Source organism: Paractinoplanes lichenicola (assembly GCF_016785085.1).
Taxonomy (GTDB): domain Bacteria; phylum Actinomycetota; class Actinomycetes; order Mycobacteriales; family Micromonosporaceae; genus Actinoplanes; species Actinoplanes lichenicola.
Genome location: NZ_JAENHO010000006.1, coordinates 146,563 through 162,825, shown reverse-complemented (window position 1 = coordinate 162,825; position 16,263 = coordinate 146,563). Strand labels below are relative to the sequence as shown.

Genomic DNA, 16,263 nt, shown 5'->3' with positions numbered 1-16,263 from the left:
CTCCTCATGAGTTCGAACGATCGGGTCGGAACGCGTCCAGTGCGAGCGGGACGCGCAGGAGCCAGGTGCCGGCCAGGAAAGCGGGGATGGCGACCACCATCGCGAGGGCCCGGCCGGTGACGGGGGCCAGGGCCCAGGGCAGCGCGCCGAAGCACACGACGGCGAGCAGGGCCGCCGCGCGGGTGCCGCGGCCGAACGGGTGCAGCCCGGCCGAGCGCCCGACCTGGATCAGCGGCAGCAGGTTGTTGACGACCATCGAGCAGGCCAGCCCGATCGCCGCGCCGAGGGCGCCGTAGCGGGGGATGAGCAGCACGTCGAGGGCGACCGTGACGGCCAGCGCGACGAGCACGTTGACCAGGTTCCACGACGTCCGCCCGGCCATGGCCAGCACCATGTCGACCATTCCGCAGCCGGTGGCGACCAGCATCGCGGCGGCCAGCACGGCCACGACCGCGGTGCCCTCGGCGGCGTAGCGGTCGCCGAACAGCCGCAGCCACACCGGCGCGAAGAAGATCACCAGCAGGTTGATCGGCCAGGTCACGAGCACGAGCCAGCCGGTCGCGGTCTGGTAGAGGTCGTTCGCGGCCCGCCGGTCGCCCACGGCCAGGGCCTCGGCCAGCCGCGGCTGGACGGACTGCGAGATGCCCTGGTTGGCGAACTGGATCAGCACGACGAACCGGCCCGCGACCGCGTAGACGGCCGCCGGGATCAGGCCGCCGAGCGCCGCCACGAGCAGCACGTCGATCCGCTGCAGGGCCAGCTGGGCCACGCTGGCGATCGCGCGCGGCCCGGTGAACCGCCAGAACTCGCGGCGCAGGGCGGTCCGCTCGGCCCGCCGAGTGGGCACGCCGGGCGGCTTCCCCTTGCGATAGAGCCGTCTGAGGGCGTACGCGGAAAGGATCGTCACCGGCAGATAGGGGGCGGCCCAAGCCAGCGCGAACCCGGGCAGCGAGGCGGCCGTCCACAGTGCCGTGAGGCCGGCGATGCCGACGAGCCCGAGCTGCATGCCGCTGCGCAGCACCCGGTCGAGCATCACCGTGGGCCGCATCGCGCGATAGCCCCGGGTGGCGGTCAGCAGCGCGTCGGTCATCGCCTGCAACGGCAGGAACAGGGCCAGCACGCGCAGGCCGGCGGTGTGCGCGTCGACCATTTGCCCGGCCTCGTGCGCGGTCATCCGGGCCAGCGCCGGCGCGGCCAGCCACAGCGCGACCGCGAGCACGACCGACAGCACCAGCACCGGGGTCAGACCGGTGCGCAGGCAGGCGCCGAGCAGGTGGGCCCGGCCGGTGGCACGCAGCCGGGCCGGCCAATAGACCAGCCCGGTCTGGGTGCCCAGCTTGGCCAGCCCGCCGGCCAGCACGAAGACCGCGGTGGCGGCGAAGAACGCGCCGGCCTGCTCGGCCCCCAGCGAGCGGGCGACCACCCAGGTGACCACCACTCCGGTGCCGCCGGCCAGCGCCGAGCCGGCCATGTTGGCCAGCCCGCCCCGGGCCGCCCCACGGGCCCCGGCGGCGGGTTTCTCTAGGACCGCCATACCGGCTTGCGTCCCAGCCAGCGGGCCAGGGCCTCGTCGTGCGGCACGTAGTAGTCGGTCAGGTCGCGGCGCAGGGCCGGGTCCATGTCGCTCTCGCGGGGACGCGCATTGTGCCGCTCGAACGCCGGCCGCTCCAGATAACTGGGCAGGCCGAGAAACTCGCACACCTCGTCGTAGACGTCCTCGGGGTCGCTGAAGAACCGCTCGCTCTCCATCACGTGGATGCGCTCGCGGCCCACGTGCTGCGCCATCACGCTCAGGTAGCGGGCGTATTCGCCGCGGGCCCGGTACGCGTGGTGCTGGTGGCTGAAGCTGTAGAACTTCGGGTCCTCGGCCAGCCGCTCCTCCTGCTTGTGCAGGCGGGCCGGCTCGAGGGCGAGCGCGGCCCCGAAGTCCCGTTCGGTCTCGAAGCCGCGGGCCACCTCGTGGTGGTGCTGCGAATACGCGCGCTCGACGGGGTCGCGCACGAGCACGAGCAGCCGGGTGTGCGGCAGGTCGCGGGCGATCCGGGCGGCCGCCTGCGGGTGATACATGTAATACGGGCTCGACTCGAACGTCTGCGCCGGCACCCCGTACCGCTCGCCGATCTTGTCGCCGCTGCGCACCAGCGGGAAATGCCCCTTGTACCAGGGCATTCCCCGGTCGTACGAGGTGTCGAAGTAGTGCACGCCCTTGTGCAGCACGGCCTTGAGCACGACCGGGTGCCCGGCCAGCGCGCGGTAGAGCGACGTCGTGCCGCAGCGCTGCCCGCCGCAGATCAGGAAGGTGGGCGTCATCCGGCCCGGCGCGGTCAGGCGGCCGTAGGAGCGGGAGCCCAGGTGCACGACGCGCTTCATCGGCGCCGGCAGTTTGCGTACGTCCATGGTTGGTCTCCTCAGAGCTCCTCGACCCGCCGGATCAGCACCGGCAGCAGCCAGGTGCCGAGCACTCCCAGGCGGGCGCCGGCCTCGGCCTGGCGATCGGTCAGGTAACGGGTGGCCAGGTCGACCAGGTAGAGCAGGGCGGTGGCCTCGCGACCGGCGACCGGCACGCCGAACGGCGCGAGCAGCTCGGCCGCGCGCCGCACGGTGGCCTCGACCGCGTCCTTGGCGTCGCCGGTGGACTGGATCCGGCTCTGCAGCTCGTGGTGCACCGCGTCGAAGCCCAGCGGCACCCCCGACGCGAACCGTTCCCAGTCCCAGACCAGCAGCCCGTCCTGGACGTTGGCCATGTTCCAGGGGGCCCAGTCGCCGTGCCACGCGCCGTACCGCAGGACGATCTCGCCGGCCCGCTTGACCAGCAGCTCGGCCGCCGCCGCGAGCCCGACCCCCTCGGGCCGGTCGGCCACCGCAGCCAGCCGGGAGCGCAGGTCGTGCCAGTACGCGCTGCCGTCGAGGGCACCGGTCGTGTAGCCGCAGCACCCGGCGATGTCGAGCATGGCCGCGACCAGCCGGCGCCGGCTCAGCGGGGCGCGGGGCAGCCACACCGGCAGGGCCGACTGCACCAGCACCTCGAGCCCGCGCCACTGCCCGGCGTGCAGCACCCGGGGCACGATCAGCTTGGTCAGGCCGCTGTGGGCCAGCGAGGTCAGGGCCGCGGTCTCCGCCCGTACGAGGGCCTGGGTGAGCGGCCCGGTGCCGAGCTTGCCGAAGCCGAAGGTGTCGCCGTCCGGCCCGATCAGCTGCAGCACCGGCTTGCGGTTGGCCCGGGCGGGGCCGATGTGGACGCTGACCGCCAGCTCACGGCCGAGCGCCTCGCTCAGGTGCCCGTCGATGCTGTGCGAGAACGGCCCGGTCACCCGGATCCGGTCGCGCAGCAGCACGCTCGAGGCCCCGGTGCGTACGGCGGCGACGACCGCCTCGCGCTTGAGCTTGGCCCCGCGCGACTGCGGTTCGGCATAGCGGCGGACGGCGGCCGCGGCGACCCGGCGCGAGCCCGAGGGCACGAGCAGCTTGGGCCGGCGGGCGTCGGGCACCACCAGGTATTCGGCGATCGGGGTGCCGGGCGAGCCGTCGGTGCGGCAGGGCGGCGGATAGAGGAGGCCGAGCACCTCGTTCAGGTAGCGGGTGCGCAGCTCCGCGTCCCCCACGGTCAGCTCGGCGGGCGCGGTCCGCACCGGACTCATGTCGTTTCCCCCTCGGTCGAGTTGCGCCAGAGCAGCGCGTAGGCCAGAACCATGAAGGCCAAGGGGGTGACCAGCGAGTTGTACCAGAGCATCGCCGAGAACGACGTGACGATCGCACCCCCGGCGGCCACCCCGATGGCACTGCGATCGCGCCGGAACCGCCACAGCCCGTACGCGAAGAAGCCGAGATAACCGGCGGTGCCGACGGCGCCGTGCGCGTAGAGCAACTGCCACAACTGCCCGTTGCCGCCGACCGTGAAGTTGCCGCAGCGCTCGCAGCCGGCGCTCTCGCCGACCGTGATTGAGTTGCGGCCGCCGAGCGTGTTGCGGGTGCCGCCGTAGCCGATCACCGGCGAGTCCTGGAAGCCGTCGAGCGCCCGGTCGATGAGGAACGAGCGCACGCCGTTGGACTTGCCGTTGTCGAGCCGGGCGCCGACCACGTCGCCGAGCGGGGTGGCGATCAGTGCGACCCCGAGCACGGCGCCCGCCACCGCGACGGCGCCGATGATCCAGAGCCGGCCGGCCAGCACGTAGCGCACGGCGACGTAGAGGACGAGCACGCCGACGCCGATCCACAGGCCACGGTTGAGCGAGACCACCGCGGGCACGACCGAGACGACCAGGCACACGACGGCCCAGAACTTGGCCTTGCCGCTGCGGGTCTGCCAGGCGGCCACCACCAGCCAGCCGGCCAGCAGGCAGAAGTTGTTGCCCCACGTGTTCGTGTAGCCCCAGGGCGCGGCCGGTCTCGGTTGCCCCTCGCCGACGATGTCCATGATCTGAGCCGCGTACGGGTGCACGAGCGACTGCACGAAGCCCTTGTTGCGCACCCCCGACGGCAGCAGCCACTCGACCGGCGAGGTGAACTCGAAGTTGCCGGCCACCATGCCGAGCAGGCCGCCCAGCACGGTCACCACGAACAGCCAGCCGAGCAGCTTGACCAGCCGCTTGCGGGGCAGCTCGGCCTCGGTCAGGTTGCCCGCGTAGACCAGCAGGACGGTCAGCGCGGCGTACATGACGGCCTTGTAACCGGCCGGCAGCAGGCGGCCCTCGGCGTGCCCGGCCACCGTGCCGGTCGGGTCCGCCCCGAGCGCGCCGATGCTGACCACGACGGCGATCAGGAAGACGGCCCACCACGCGAAGCCGGGCGGCAGCCGCAGCGGGCGCCCGGCCGTGCGCCGGCGGATCAGCAGGAACAGCATCGGCACGGCCATCAGCGCGAAGATCAGCACGCCGAGGCCGAGCGCCCACCAGATCGGATAGAACGCCAGGATGCTCGCCACCGGCCAGGCCGGCAGGGCGGTCTTCTTGCGGACGCCGTGGGCCGGGCCGTCGGTGCTGGTCACCGCGGCCGCAGACACCTGGGTCACTGCTGGTCGCCGTCCTGCGCCTTGACGTCCAGGCCTGACATGTCGATCACCGCGGTGATCTCCTCCGCGCTGTCCGCGACCCGCGGGCGCACCTTCTGCGCGGCCTTCTCGGCGGCCGACATCGTGTTGGTCGGGAAGCGCTGCGGCTGCATCAGATCGCGGTCGAGCACGGCCGTCTCGTCCGGGCGCGGGCCCGGGTGCGGCGACGGCGGGCTCAGCGTGACGGCCGGCCCGGCCTGCTCGGCGGCGCGCAGGTGGGACAGGCGGGGCAGCACGACCGCGCCCAGCAGCGGGGTGCCGACCCGCTGCAGCTGCTCGGCCGCGTCGAGCAGGGCGGGGCGGCGGGCCCGGCGCAGCTCCACGGCCAGGATGGCGGCGTCGGCCAGGCTGGCCAGGCTCTGCGCGTCGGCGCTGCTGGCCGTCGAGGGCGCCTCGATCACGACGTACCCGCCCTGGCGGCGCAGCGTCTCCAGGGTGTCCTTGAGCCGCTGCGACTGCATGAGCCCGGCCGCGGTGGCGGCGCCGCCCGTGGTGATGACCCGCAGCGACGGGATGCGCGGGGTGCGCTGCAGCGCGCGGGTCAGGCCGACCCGGCCGGCCAGCAGGTCGGACAGGCCGGGCACGGACGAGACGCCGAGCATGCGGGCGATCGGGGCGGCGTCCACGACGCTGTCGGGCAGGTGGGCTCCGATCAAGACCACGTCACTGCCCGTACGGGCGAGGGCCGCGGCCAGGTTGGCGGCGACCAGCGTGCTGGCCGAGCCCCGGCTGGCCCCGGTCACCACGATGACCTGCTGGCCCGGCGGCATGGTGGCGAGCACCTCGTTGCGCAGCCGGTTGAAGACCCGCCCCCCGGCCCCGTACGGCTGCAGGACGTCGTCGAAATGCGGGGTGGTGCGCTCGTCGAGGGCGGCCAGCACGTGCATACGCCCCCGGTCGCGCACGTCGGCCGCCGAGCGCAGGCGCCGGTCGAAGCGTTCCCGTACGAAGGCCAGGCCGAGCCCGAGCAGCAGGCCGATCATGCCGCCGGTGGCCAGGTTGACCATCGCGTCGGGGCTGGTCGGCGTGTCGGGCAGCCGGGCGTCGCTGATGATGCTGCCGGCGCCGATCGTGGTCGTGGTGAGCTCGTTCAGCTTGCCGGTCATGCCGTTGAGCTGGTTCTGCGAGTTCGACCGCAGGCTCAGCAGGTTGCTCTCGTCCGAGCTGCCCTTGGCCGCCCGGGACAGCCGGGCGTTGATGCCGGCGAGCGTGGTGGTGAGCTGCTTGATCTTCGCGGTCAGCGTCTTGATCTGCTGGTTGAGACCGTTCTGCGCGGTCTCCTCGCGGTTGCGCAGATATGCCTCGGCGAAGGCGTGCGAGCCGGCCTGGGCCTCGGCCGGGTTTCCGGCCTGGAAGGTGACCATGAGGACGGTCGTGTTGGCCGGCACCTCGACCGAGACGTCCCGGGCCAGCTCGATCGGCGACTTGGGGCTGCGCAGCAGGGCGACGGCCTTGGTGGCGACCGCGCCCGAGCCGACGAGCTGGGCCTCGGTGTCGAGGTTGACCATGCCCTTGGTCCGGCCGCCCTGGGCGTTGGTGTCCTGATCGACGGCCTGCACGAGCACGGCGGTGGAGGATTCGTAGACCTTCGGCATGGCCGAGGTCAGGGCCGCGCCCGCACCCAGACCGGCGCCTGTCGCGATCAGCGCGATCCACCAGTGGCGGCGGAACACGCCGAGATAGTGCGAGACATCGGCAGGGCGAGACGCTTCCATCGGTTGGCGGCCCTTTCGGGGGTGGAGTGAGAAGTGGTAATCGGGCGTTTCGCCCCCGGAGGGGTAAACGTCTCACTCCCGCCTTCGTGATGGGTTTATTGCATTTTCGGCTCCACCCAGCCGTTGTCCACGAGATATGCCACCACGAGCTCGATCGCCTCGGGCACGGTGATGCTTGTCGTGTCGATGCTCAGCTCGGCGTCGGCCGGCTCCTCGTACGGGTCGTCGATGCCGGTCATGCCGCGCAGCTGCCCGGCCCGGGCCCGCGCGTAGAGGCCCTTGCGGTCGCGCTGCTCGCAGACCTCGAGCGGCGTGTTGACGTGTACGAGCACGAAGCCGGCGCCCGCCTCGACGGCCATCGCGCGGACGGCGGCGCGGGCATTCTCGTAGGGCGCGATGGGGCAGGCGACCGCCATGCCCCGATGCCGGCCCACCTCGGCGGCCACCCAGCCGATCCGGCGCACGTTGGCGTCGCGGTCGGCCTTGCTGAAGCCCAGGCCGGCCGAGAGCTCGCGGCGCACCACGTCACCGTCGAGCAGCGTGATCGTGCGCTCGCCGCTCTCCCGCAGCGAGTCGGCCAGGCCGCGCGCGATCGTCGACTTGCCCGAGCCCGAGAAGCCGGTGAAGAACACGACCAGGCCCCGGTGCCGGCGCGGCGGGCGGGCCCGGACCAGCTCCTTGGCCACGGCCGGGGGAGTGTGCCACTCGGGCAGCGGGAAGCCGCGGTCGAGCAGGTCGTCGATCTCGGCCGGGGTCATCGCCAGGCGCCGGTTGCGCAGCGGGATGTCGTCGCGCCAGCGCCACTGGCCGTCCCGGTTGTCGTAGGCCAGCTCGCGCGGCACGAGCACCCGCAGGTTGCCGCCGGAGAGCATGTCGCCGGTCGAGAGCACGTGCGTCACCCCGTACGACCCCAGGACGCGGGCCCGCAGCAGGGCGTCGCGCATCTCGTCGCCCCGGGTCAGCAGCGGCACGGCGACGATGGTGGCCGGGGGCATCCGGTCGCGGGCGGCGAAGACCGCGCGGACCAGCGCCTCGGGCGGCAGGCCGTCGGGGCCGGGGCCGCTGACCGGAATCATGATCAACAGGTGCGCGCCCAGGGTGCGAGCGGCGTGCGCGATCTGGGCCAGCTGCGGCCGGTGCAGCGGGCGGTCGGCGATGACGCCCAGCACCCGGCCCGGTGGCAGCAGCGCTCGCACCTCCTCGGGGGTGCGTTTGAGCCGCTGGAACGGGCCGTGCCCACCGTCGCCCATCCGCCGGACGGTGCCGCCGGCGGCGAAGCCGCGCTCGCTCGTGGCCCACAGGTCGCTCACCTCGAGCGCGGCCACCGGCGCGCCCTCGGGGTCGGTCAGGATGATCGTGCGGCGCAGCGGATCGTCGACAGTCAACCGCCCGGCGAGCTCGGCCGGAATCTCCAATGTGACCGCCACCGGCCACGGCGTACCGTCCGCGAGCCGGCCCCGACGGCGCAGCGCGGTCAGATCGGCGCGGCCCAGAAACCCGGTGAGCGGCGCGTAGGCGCCGGACAACAGGAGTTCCAGATCCGCGAGCTCGTGCGGGTGCGGTGTGTACGACGGGGCGTCGCGCAGCACGTCCTCGGGCAGCACCGAACCATTCACTTCCGTATCCCCCTGCGGCCGATTAGGAGACAGTTTCTCAGCCTCGCTGATCGTGGTCGAGACGGGTATCCCGCCCCGGTTTTCTTCTGGTCCTGACCGGGTAATGGACAAAACGGACTAAAGTCACAATACTGGCTGATCGTGAACCGTCGACCGCGCCGTTTCCGGCTCGTCCAGATAGCCGCCGTTCCCACGGCCCTCGCACTTTCCGTCGCCACCACGCTCGCCTGGGCCTGGACCGGCGGGGTCGACCAGATCGGTCTCCCGGTGGGGACGCTCGGCGACCCCACCGTCTCGGTGCCCGTGCTCTCGCCCACGGCCCAGCAGCCGGGGATCCCGGACGCGCTGGCTCCGGCGCGCCGGCCGTCCTCGGCCGCGGCCGACGCCGCCGCGTCGTCCGCCGCCGCTGCCTCCTCGGCCGCCTCCGCCGCGGCGTCGAGCGCGTCGGCCGCCGCGTCCAACGCCACGACCGGCCCGGCCGCCGTGCCCCCGGCGCTCGCGCCGCAGGGCCGCAGGGCCCCGGTCGCCGACCCGCAGAGTCGCGGGGGCGACTGCTACACCGGCCACAACCTGGTGCCCACCTGCGGCGTTCTCTGGGGCGTGGCGCCGGGCGCCCACACCGAGAGCCGCGGTGCGTCAGCGCTCTCCCGCTTCGAGCGCAAGACCGGCCGCCACCAGGCGATCTACCACGCGTATCACGGCGGGGTCCGGCAGCTGTTCCCGACGCCGGAGGAGATCGCGATCGCCCGCCAGCCGGGCCAGCGGCGCATCCTGTTCCTGAACTGGAAGCCCGAGTCCGCGTCCTGGGCCAAGATCGCCAAGGGGGACCGGCGGACCGACGCCTACCTCGACCGGCTGGCCAAGCACATCAAGACGAATTTCCCCGAGCAGTTCTTCTTCGCCGTGCACCACGAGGGCGAGAACGACGTGCGCGAGCGGGCCGGCTCCGGCTACACCGCGCGCGACTACGCGGCCATGTACCGGCACGTCATCAAGCGGCTGCGGGCCCGGGGCGTCACCAACATCGTCAGCGTCCTGGTGCACATGGCGTACGTGCCGCACGCCCAGAAGAGCTGGTTCAACTCGATGTATCCGGGCGACGACGTGGTCGACTGGATCGGCCTGGACACCTACGCCTACAGCGACCCCGGCTACGGGCACGGCCAGTTCGCCGAGGTGTTCAACCGGCGGCTCGAGGGCAAGGGCAAGCACTCCTGGCCCGGCTTCTACAACTGGGCGCGGATCCGGCACCCGAGCAAGCCGCTCATGCTGGCCGAGTGGGGCGTCTGGTCGTCCAAGCGGAACCCGCAGTACAAGGCCGAGTTCTATCGCCGGCTGGGCCACGAGATCCGCCAGTTCCCCAAGATCAAGGCGATGGTGCAGTTCGAGACGCCGAGCAACCAGAAGGGCCAGGACTCCTCGGTGGACAGCACGCCGGCGGCCCTCAACGCGTACCGCAAGCTCGGGAATCTGCCCCTCTTCCAGGTGGCCGTGACCCCGCGGCGGTAGGCGCTAGCGCAGTGAGATCCGGGCGCCGGGCGAGGAGAAGCTCTCGTGCAGGACCACGTTCGTCAGAGCCGAGCCCTGCGGGACGTCGAACACGAGCGACCCCTTGACCTGGTTGCCCGGGGCGATCTCGTCGAGGAAGTTGCGGGCCTCGCTGTTGACGAACACCTCGGCCTGGATGTCGGTCGAGAACTCGGTGCCCGCCGCGTCGTACGCCTTCTGCGAGTTGCTGTCGAAGAACTCCGGGGTCCGCCCGCCGTTCTTCACCGTCACGTCGAGCAGGCAATACGCACCCTTGGGCTCGAGGTTGACGTATTCGTCGCCGACCCGGTCGACGCCGCAGCGCACGGCGGTGACGGTGAAGACGAACCGGCCGTCGCGGGCGGGCCGGCCGAGCTGGCCGCCGGTCGTGCTCACGACCTGACCGCCATCGTCCTCGCGCAGCACGAAATACCAGCTGAGCGTGGCGACGACGGCGAGAACGACGACGCCGGCCACCCACGGCCACAGGGGCTGTGGAGGGCCGGCGTCCTCGTCTTCGTCCTCGACCTCGGCGTCGGTCATGACTCATATAAACACCGCGGTCACTCCGTGCGGTGGGCCGATCGGTCAGAAGCCCGCGCCGATCCAGCTGGTTTCGCCGGCCCGGCTGATTTCGCGGTCTTAGCTGGTTTCGCCGGCCACGCTGAACGAGCCGAGCCGGTTGATCGCGTAGATCGTGCCGCCGAGGGCGAAAACGGCGCTCATCACGATCGCGACCGGCACCGAGACCTTGCCGTCGAGCATGCCGGTCGGGGCGATCTTGTCGGTGATCGAGATGACGTACTGCTCGATCGAGAGCACCCGGGTGCCGCTGACGAACCGGCCGAGCAGCCCCTCCCAGACCAGGATGTAGGCCAGGCCGAGCAGCACGGGCCGCCGCGTGACCAGGCTGAGCAGCAGGAACAGCGCCGAGTAGGCGATCGCGCCGGCCACCGCGCCGACCACCAGGGCCAGCCCGAACCGCACCGAGTCGGCCAGCAGCCCGGCCACGAACAGCGGGACGGCCGCGGTCACCGCGCTCACCCCGGCCGCCACCAGCAGCTTGGCCAGGATGATGTCGCGCCGCGGCAGCGGCTTGGTCAGGATGTGCACGATCGTGCCGTCGTCGACCTCGGAGCCGAGCACGCCGGTGCCGACGATCAGCGAGATCACCGGCAGCACGACGGCCAGGCCCAGCCCGACGACGACCGCCTGGCCCCACTGGCCGGGGTCGACGTCGTAGGCCCGGCAGATCGCGGCCAGGCCGATCAGCAGCAGCGGCAGCGGGAGCAGGAGCAGCACCCGGCGGCGGCCGAAGAGGCCGCGGGCGGTGATGTAGGCGACCGTGGACATCATGCCTCCAGCAGGTAGGAGAAGACGCTCTCCAGCGACTCGTCGGACGGCAGCAGCTTGCGCAGCCGGATGCCCTCACCGAGGGCGATGCGCGGCAGCGCGCGGGTGAAGCTGCCGTAGTCGGACGCGCGTACGGTCAAGCCGTTGGCCTCGACCTCGATGCCGCTCACCGACTTCTCGCCGATCAGCGCCACCGCGAGCCGCCGGTCGTCGGAACTCTGCACGGCGAACACGTGCGGCCGGTTGGTCATCAGGCGGCGGATCCGGCGATAGTCGCCCGAGGCCGCCAGCCGGCCCGCCACGATCACCTGGACCAGGCCGGAGAGCTGCTCGACCTCCTCCAGGATGTGCGAGCTGAACAGGATCGTGTGGCCCTGGTCGCCCAGCGTGTGCAGCAGCTCCATCATGTGCATGCGCTGGCGCGGGTCCATGCCGTTGAACGGCTCGTCGAGCAGCAGCACCTTCGGCTCGTGCACCAGCGCGGCGGCCACCCGGGTGCGCTGCCGCATGCCCTTCGAGAAGGTGTCGATCCGCCTGTCCTGGGCGCTGGTCATCTCCACCAGCTCGAGCGCCCTCTTCGTGGCCGCGGCCGGGTCGGGCAGCTTCTGCATCTTGGCGCAGGCCAGCACGAACTCGTACGCGGAGAGGAAGCCGTGCACCGCCTCGCGCTCGGCGACCAGGCCCAGCTCGCGATAGATGCCCGGGTTGCGCCAGGTCGGCGAGCCGTCGATGGTGACGGCGCCGCGCGACGGAGCCAGGAAGCCGGCCATCATGTGCAGCACCGTGGTCTTGCCGGCGCCGTTCGGGCCGAGCAGGCCGGTCACCCCCGGCTGCAGGGTCATGCTGATGTCGTTGACGGCCACCACGTTGCCGTACCAGCGGGAGACGTTCTGCAGGTCGACGGTGCTCACAGGGAGGCCACCTTCCGGTAGCGGGCCAGCAACAGCAGGAGGCAGGCGAAGACCAGGCAGAACAGCTCGATCCCGTAGATCACGCCGAAGTCGCCGACGTCGATGCCGAGGTCGTTGCGGCCCCGCAGCCACGCCTGCACGCCGGTCAGCAGCGACATCGGGCTGGCCAGGCCGGCCAGGTGCTGCGAGGTGCTCGACGGCAGGATGCTCAGCACGCCGACGATCGGGGCGGTCATCAGGAAGACGGCCACGATGCCGCCCGCCGCGAACGCGCGCTTGCCGGTGATCGAGGCGACCAGCAGGCTGATCGACGCGAACAGCAGCGCCCAGAGCACGCTGTAACCCCAGCCGGGGAGCAGGTCGAGGAGCTCGTTCCAGACGCCCGAGGCGCCCTTCTTGGTGGTGAACGCGCCACCCAGAAACATGATCAGCTGGGGCACGCCGAGCAGCAGGAACACCGCAGTGGCGAGCGCGGCGAACTTGGCCCCGATGTAGTCGAAGGCGCGCAGCGGGCGGCTGAAGTAGAGCGGCAGGACCCCCGAGCGCATGTCCCGCGAGACCAGCTCGGGCGCGACGATCGCGACGAAGAAGATGACCAGCCAGCTCATCGTGTCGTCGAACGAGAAGTAGTCGAACAGGATGATGTTGGCCTGGGCCTTGACCGCGGCGTTGATCACCGCGACCAGCAGGACGATGCCCACCACCAGCCACGGGAAGATCTTTGCCTTGGCCGAGCGGCCCAGCCCGAACGCGGCCCGCAGGCCGTGCTGGTAGATCGCTCCGAACACCGCGGACCGGCCCAGGCGCGGACCCTCGTACCGCTGGTATCCGATGTCGTGGATGACGCCCGCATCAGACATCGGCGGTCTCCTTCGTGGTGAAGAGCTCGGCCACGCGGTGGCGTCGCTGGTCGAGGCGGTGCAGCGGCAGGTCGAGTTCGGCCACGGCGCGCAGGATCTCGTCGTACGCGGTCTCGTTGGTCAGCGGCACGAGCAGCATCCGGCCCTCGCGGGTCACCGTCAGCTCGCGTTGCACGAGGATGTCGGCCAGCTCGTCGGTGCCCTCGCTGACCTCGACCGCCAGCACGTCGGAGGCGGCCGTCATCGCCGAGATCCGGTCGGCCCGCAGCAGGCGGCCGCCCTCGATCGCGATCAGCGAGTCACAGATGCGCTCCACCTCGCCCAGCAGGTGCGAGCAGACGACGACCGAGATGCCGAACTCGTTGCCGATCCGGTGCACCAGGTTGAGCATGGCGTCGCGGCCGGCCGGGTCGAGGCCGTTGGTCGGCTCGTCCAGCAGCAGCAGGTCGGGGTCGTGCACGAGAGCCTGGGCCAGCTTGACCCGCTGCTTCATGCCGGTCGAGTAACCGCCGATCTGGCGGTAGCGCTCCTCGTAGAGGCCGACGTGCCGCAGCGCCTCGGAGGCCCGCTCGCGCGCGGCCGTCTTGGGCAGCCCGCTGAGCCGGCCCAGGTGGGTCACGAACTCCGAGGCCGAGACGTCCGGCGGCAGGCAGTCGTTCTCCGGCATGTAGCCGACCCGGGCCCGCACCTTGTCGGTCTCGGTGACCGGGTCGATGCCGAACACCCGGACCTCGCCGCTGGTGGGCGCCGTGAGGCCAAGCATGATCTTGATAAAGGTGCTCTTACCGGCACCGTTCGCGCCGACGAGCCCGATCACGCCCGCCTCGACGTCGACGGTGAGTTCGCTGAGGGCGGTCACCCCGCCCCCGTACGTTTTCGTGAGCGACTGTGTCGCGATGATGGTCACGGCAACAGCCTAGGAAGCCGACGCACCCGATCGGATCCGGTTAAACCCTGAGAGACCGTCGGGGGTCTCTCAGCTCACTCTCAGAATCACCTGAGAGCCGGTCGGCGCGTTCAACAAAACATGGGACTCACGTCAATGTGGCCGGGTGGGGTCTTCCTGTCCTTCGGCCTCTGGTTCGACCGCCTCCCGGACGAGCCGGCGCTGGCCGCGGTCGGGGACGTCCTGGAACGCAACGGCGGCACGTACGCCGGGGGGATGTTCTTCGGCCCGCCCGGCCTGGCGTTCTCGCGGCTGCCCGGCGCGCCCGGCATCGGCTACACGGGCGACCGCTCGGCCCGGGAGGTGCGCCGCTGCCTGCGCGACGGCGGCGGCTACAAGGTGGCGATGAACCTGCCCGGCATCGGCCCGGCGGCGATCTCGTTCGAGGCGACCCCCGGCGAGGACACCCCGCCCGACCGGCACCCCGTCGAGGTGACGATGGAGGCCGGCGCGTTCGCGATCCCGCGCCCGCTGTGGAACGCCGACGAGCGGGCGGCCGCCGAGGCCCGGCAGGCGGTGGTGCTGCGCTACCTGGAGGCGTGCTGCACGGCCCTCGACCCGGCGTACGCCGTCCTGCACTCCGAGGGCTGCACCCCGACCCCGGCCGCCCTGACCGTGGGCCGCCAGCTCGGCACCGACGTCTACCTCTCGCGCCGGCTCGCCCTGGACCCCCGCCTGACCCAGGTCAACCGCCTCTCCCACACGCTGCAGTGGTCGACCGGCACCTTCCACTCGGGCTGGTTCCTGACCGAGACCCCCGACCTCGACGCCCTGCTCGCCGCCTGGACCCGCCCGGCCCTGATCATCGGCGAACGCCTGGCCGTCAAGGCGTGACACGTATGCCCCCGGGCTGGTGGGAACCCGGGGGCACACGCGGATCTACCGGCGCTTGAAGAGGATCAGAAGTTGTCCGGGGTGCTGATGCGGCTCTTCAGGTAGGTGCCGGACTGGCTCAGGACGCCGCTGCCGTAGTCGGAGCCGTTGCACGTGCCGGAGCGGAAGGCTGCGCTGCTCTCGTCGGCGTCCGAATAGGTCCAGTTGGCGTAGCTGATCTGCAGGCGGTCGAGCAGGTCGAGCCAGGTGGCGGTGCTCTGCAGGTCGACCTGGCCGCCACCCGTGTACGTCACGGTGCCGAACTCGGTGACGAACAGCGGGAGCGAGGCGGCCGCCCGTTGCACCTCGGCGCGGTAGTTGTCCAGGTGGGACGCCGCGTAGAAGTGGAACGCGTACATGATGTTGCTCGCGTTGACCGGGTTGGTGGTGATCTCGGCCGAGGTCGCGCCCTCGGAGACGCCCAGCGACGACCAGCCGCGGGTACCGACGACGATCACGGCGTCCGGGTCGTTGGCCCGGATCACGGGGATGACCTGCTCGGCGTAGCTCTTGATGCCGGCCCAGCTGACGCCGTTGGGCTCGTTGGTGATCTCGTAGATGATGTTCTTCTTGTTCGCGTTGCGCGCCGAGACCTCGTTGAAGAACGTCTTGGCCCGGGCCAGGTTGTAGTTCGGGTCGCCCGGGGTCAGCGTGTGGAAGTCGACGAGGGCGTACAGGCCGCGGCTCTCCGCCTGGTCGACCAGGTTGTTGACCTGCGAGGTGAAGCCGGCCGGGTTGGTCTCGTAGCCGCCCTCCTGCACGTACATCGAGATCCGCAGCAGGTCGGCCTTCCAGTCGTTGGCCAGCGCGTTCAGCGAGTTGGTGTTGTAGCACTTGGCGAACCACTGCAGGCCGTGGGTGCTCATGCCGCGCAGCTGGATGGCCTTGCCGTTGGAGTTGCACAGCTTGGTGCCGCAGACCCGCAGCTGCCCGTTGATCGCGACCGGGGTGGTGCCTGTGGGAGGAGCGGTCGTGGGGGGAGTGGTCGTGGCCGGGGGAGTGGTGGGGCCGGTGGACCCGTCAAGAACGGGGCGGCCGGTGCCGTTGGCGACGAACCCGAAGGACGTCGACGCGCCCGCGGCCAGCGTGCCGTTCCAGCCGGCCGGCGTGAACGTGTAGGTCGAGCCCGAGACGGACTGCGTGGCGTTCCAGGAGTTGACGACGGTCGTGCCGGCGGGCAGGGTGAACCGGACCTGCCAGGTGTTGATCGTGGCCGAGGTGTTGTTCCTGACCTCGATCTGGCCCTGGTAGCCGGTGCTCCACGAGCTGGTCACCGTGAAGGCGGCCGTCTCGGCGCTGGCGGGCAGGGCGATGACCGTGGCCACCGTCGCGGCGGCGGCCGCCACGGCGACGCCGGCGAGAATTCTCCATCTGCGCATGGGGGATCGATGCTCCATCGGGGAGGGGACGGGGGA

General features: G+C 71.6%; 14 protein-coding genes. 2 read left to right on the top strand and 12 right to left on the bottom strand.

The annotated features are described in order from the left end of the window. Positions 1-4: 4 nt before the first annotated feature. From JKJ07_RS21775 to cysC, 6 genes are all read right to left on the bottom strand, one after another. Positions 5-1,534 (bottom strand): oligosaccharide flippase family protein, encoded by a 1,530-nt coding sequence (locus JKJ07_RS21775; protein WP_202993570.1) that lies wholly within the window; start codon positions 1,532-1,534, stop codon positions 5-7. Continuing rightward, positions 1,522-2,397 (bottom strand): sulfotransferase domain-containing protein, encoded by an 876-nt coding sequence (locus JKJ07_RS21770; protein ID WP_202993569.1) that lies wholly within the window; start codon positions 2,395-2,397, stop codon positions 1,522-1,524. Before JKJ07_RS21770 ends, JKJ07_RS21775 begins: the two co-directional genes overlap by 13 nt. Positions 2,398-2,408: 11 nt before the next feature. Next, positions 2,409-3,638, bottom strand: coding sequence for a hypothetical protein (locus JKJ07_RS21765; protein WP_202993568.1), 1,230 nt, complete (start codon positions 3,636-3,638; stop codon positions 2,409-2,411). Beyond that, complete coding sequence (locus JKJ07_RS21760) at positions 3,635-5,008, bottom strand: O-antigen ligase family protein (protein WP_307834347.1); 1,374 nt, start codon at positions 5,006-5,008, stop codon at positions 3,635-3,637. Before JKJ07_RS21760 ends, JKJ07_RS21765 begins: the two co-directional genes overlap by 4 nt. Further along, positions 5,005-6,720, bottom strand: a complete 1,716-nt coding sequence (locus tag JKJ07_RS21755; protein ID WP_438871431.1) for a Wzz/FepE/Etk N-terminal domain-containing protein — start codon at positions 6,718-6,720, stop codon at positions 5,005-5,007. The genes JKJ07_RS21760 and JKJ07_RS21755 overlap by 4 nt, the downstream gene beginning before the upstream one ends. Before the next feature lie 137 nt (positions 6,721-6,857). Next, a complete protein-coding gene (gene cysC / locus JKJ07_RS21750) occupies positions 6,858-8,378 on the bottom strand; it encodes an adenylyl-sulfate kinase (protein ID WP_202993566.1) in 1,521 nt (506 codons plus the stop codon). A 141-nt stretch (positions 8,379-8,519) separates the two neighbouring features. Here cysC and JKJ07_RS51795 point away from each other — a divergent pair, with 141 nt between their 5' ends. Continuing rightward, positions 8,520-9,887 (top strand): glycosyl hydrolase, encoded by a 1,368-nt coding sequence (locus tag JKJ07_RS51795; RefSeq protein ID WP_202993565.1) that lies wholly within the window; start codon positions 8,520-8,522, stop codon positions 9,885-9,887. Positions 9,888-9,890: 3 nt separating this feature from the next. Here JKJ07_RS51795 and JKJ07_RS21740 read toward each other — a convergent pair whose 3' ends face one another. The 5 genes from JKJ07_RS21740 to JKJ07_RS21720 all read right to left on the bottom strand — a co-directional run bounded on the left by JKJ07_RS21740 (position 9,891) and on the right by JKJ07_RS21720 (position 13,936). Continuing rightward, positions 9,891-10,448 (bottom strand): DUF4352 domain-containing protein, encoded by a 558-nt coding sequence (locus tag JKJ07_RS21740; protein ID WP_202993564.1) that lies wholly within the window; start codon positions 10,446-10,448, stop codon positions 9,891-9,893. A 99-nt stretch (positions 10,449-10,547) separates the two neighbouring features. Then, positions 10,548-11,258: an ABC transporter permease gene (locus JKJ07_RS21735; protein WP_202993563.1), complete on the bottom strand. Its 711-nt coding sequence runs from the start codon at positions 11,256-11,258 to the stop codon at positions 10,548-10,550. Continuing rightward, complete coding sequence (locus tag JKJ07_RS21730) at positions 11,258-12,169, bottom strand: ABC transporter ATP-binding protein (RefSeq protein ID WP_202993562.1); 912 nt, start codon at positions 12,167-12,169, stop codon at positions 11,258-11,260. Before JKJ07_RS21730 ends, JKJ07_RS21735 begins: the two co-directional genes overlap by 1 nt. Beyond that, the gene (locus JKJ07_RS21725; RefSeq protein ID WP_202993561.1) at positions 12,166-13,029 is read right to left on the bottom strand and encodes an ABC transporter permease; all 864 of its coding nucleotides are present in this window, start codon (positions 13,027-13,029) and stop codon (positions 12,166-12,168) included. Before JKJ07_RS21725 ends, JKJ07_RS21730 begins: the two co-directional genes overlap by 4 nt. Continuing rightward, positions 13,022-13,936, bottom strand: coding sequence for an ABC transporter ATP-binding protein (locus JKJ07_RS21720; protein WP_202993560.1), 915 nt, complete (start codon positions 13,934-13,936; stop codon positions 13,022-13,024). The genes JKJ07_RS21725 and JKJ07_RS21720 overlap by 8 nt, the downstream gene beginning before the upstream one ends. Positions 13,937-14,056: 120 nt before the next feature. Here JKJ07_RS21720 and JKJ07_RS21715 point away from each other — a divergent pair, with 120 nt between their 5' ends. Next, entirely contained in the window at positions 14,057-14,809 is a 753-nt protein-coding gene (locus JKJ07_RS21715; RefSeq protein ID WP_202993559.1) for a hypothetical protein, read from the top strand. Between the two features lie 65 nt (positions 14,810-14,874). On the opposite strand, the gene JKJ07_RS21710 is transcribed toward JKJ07_RS21715, so the two are convergent. Further along, positions 14,875-16,227, bottom strand: a complete 1,353-nt coding sequence (locus JKJ07_RS21710; RefSeq protein ID WP_202993558.1) for a cellulase family glycosylhydrolase — start codon at positions 16,225-16,227, stop codon at positions 14,875-14,877. Positions 16,228-16,263 lie beyond the last annotated feature (36 nt).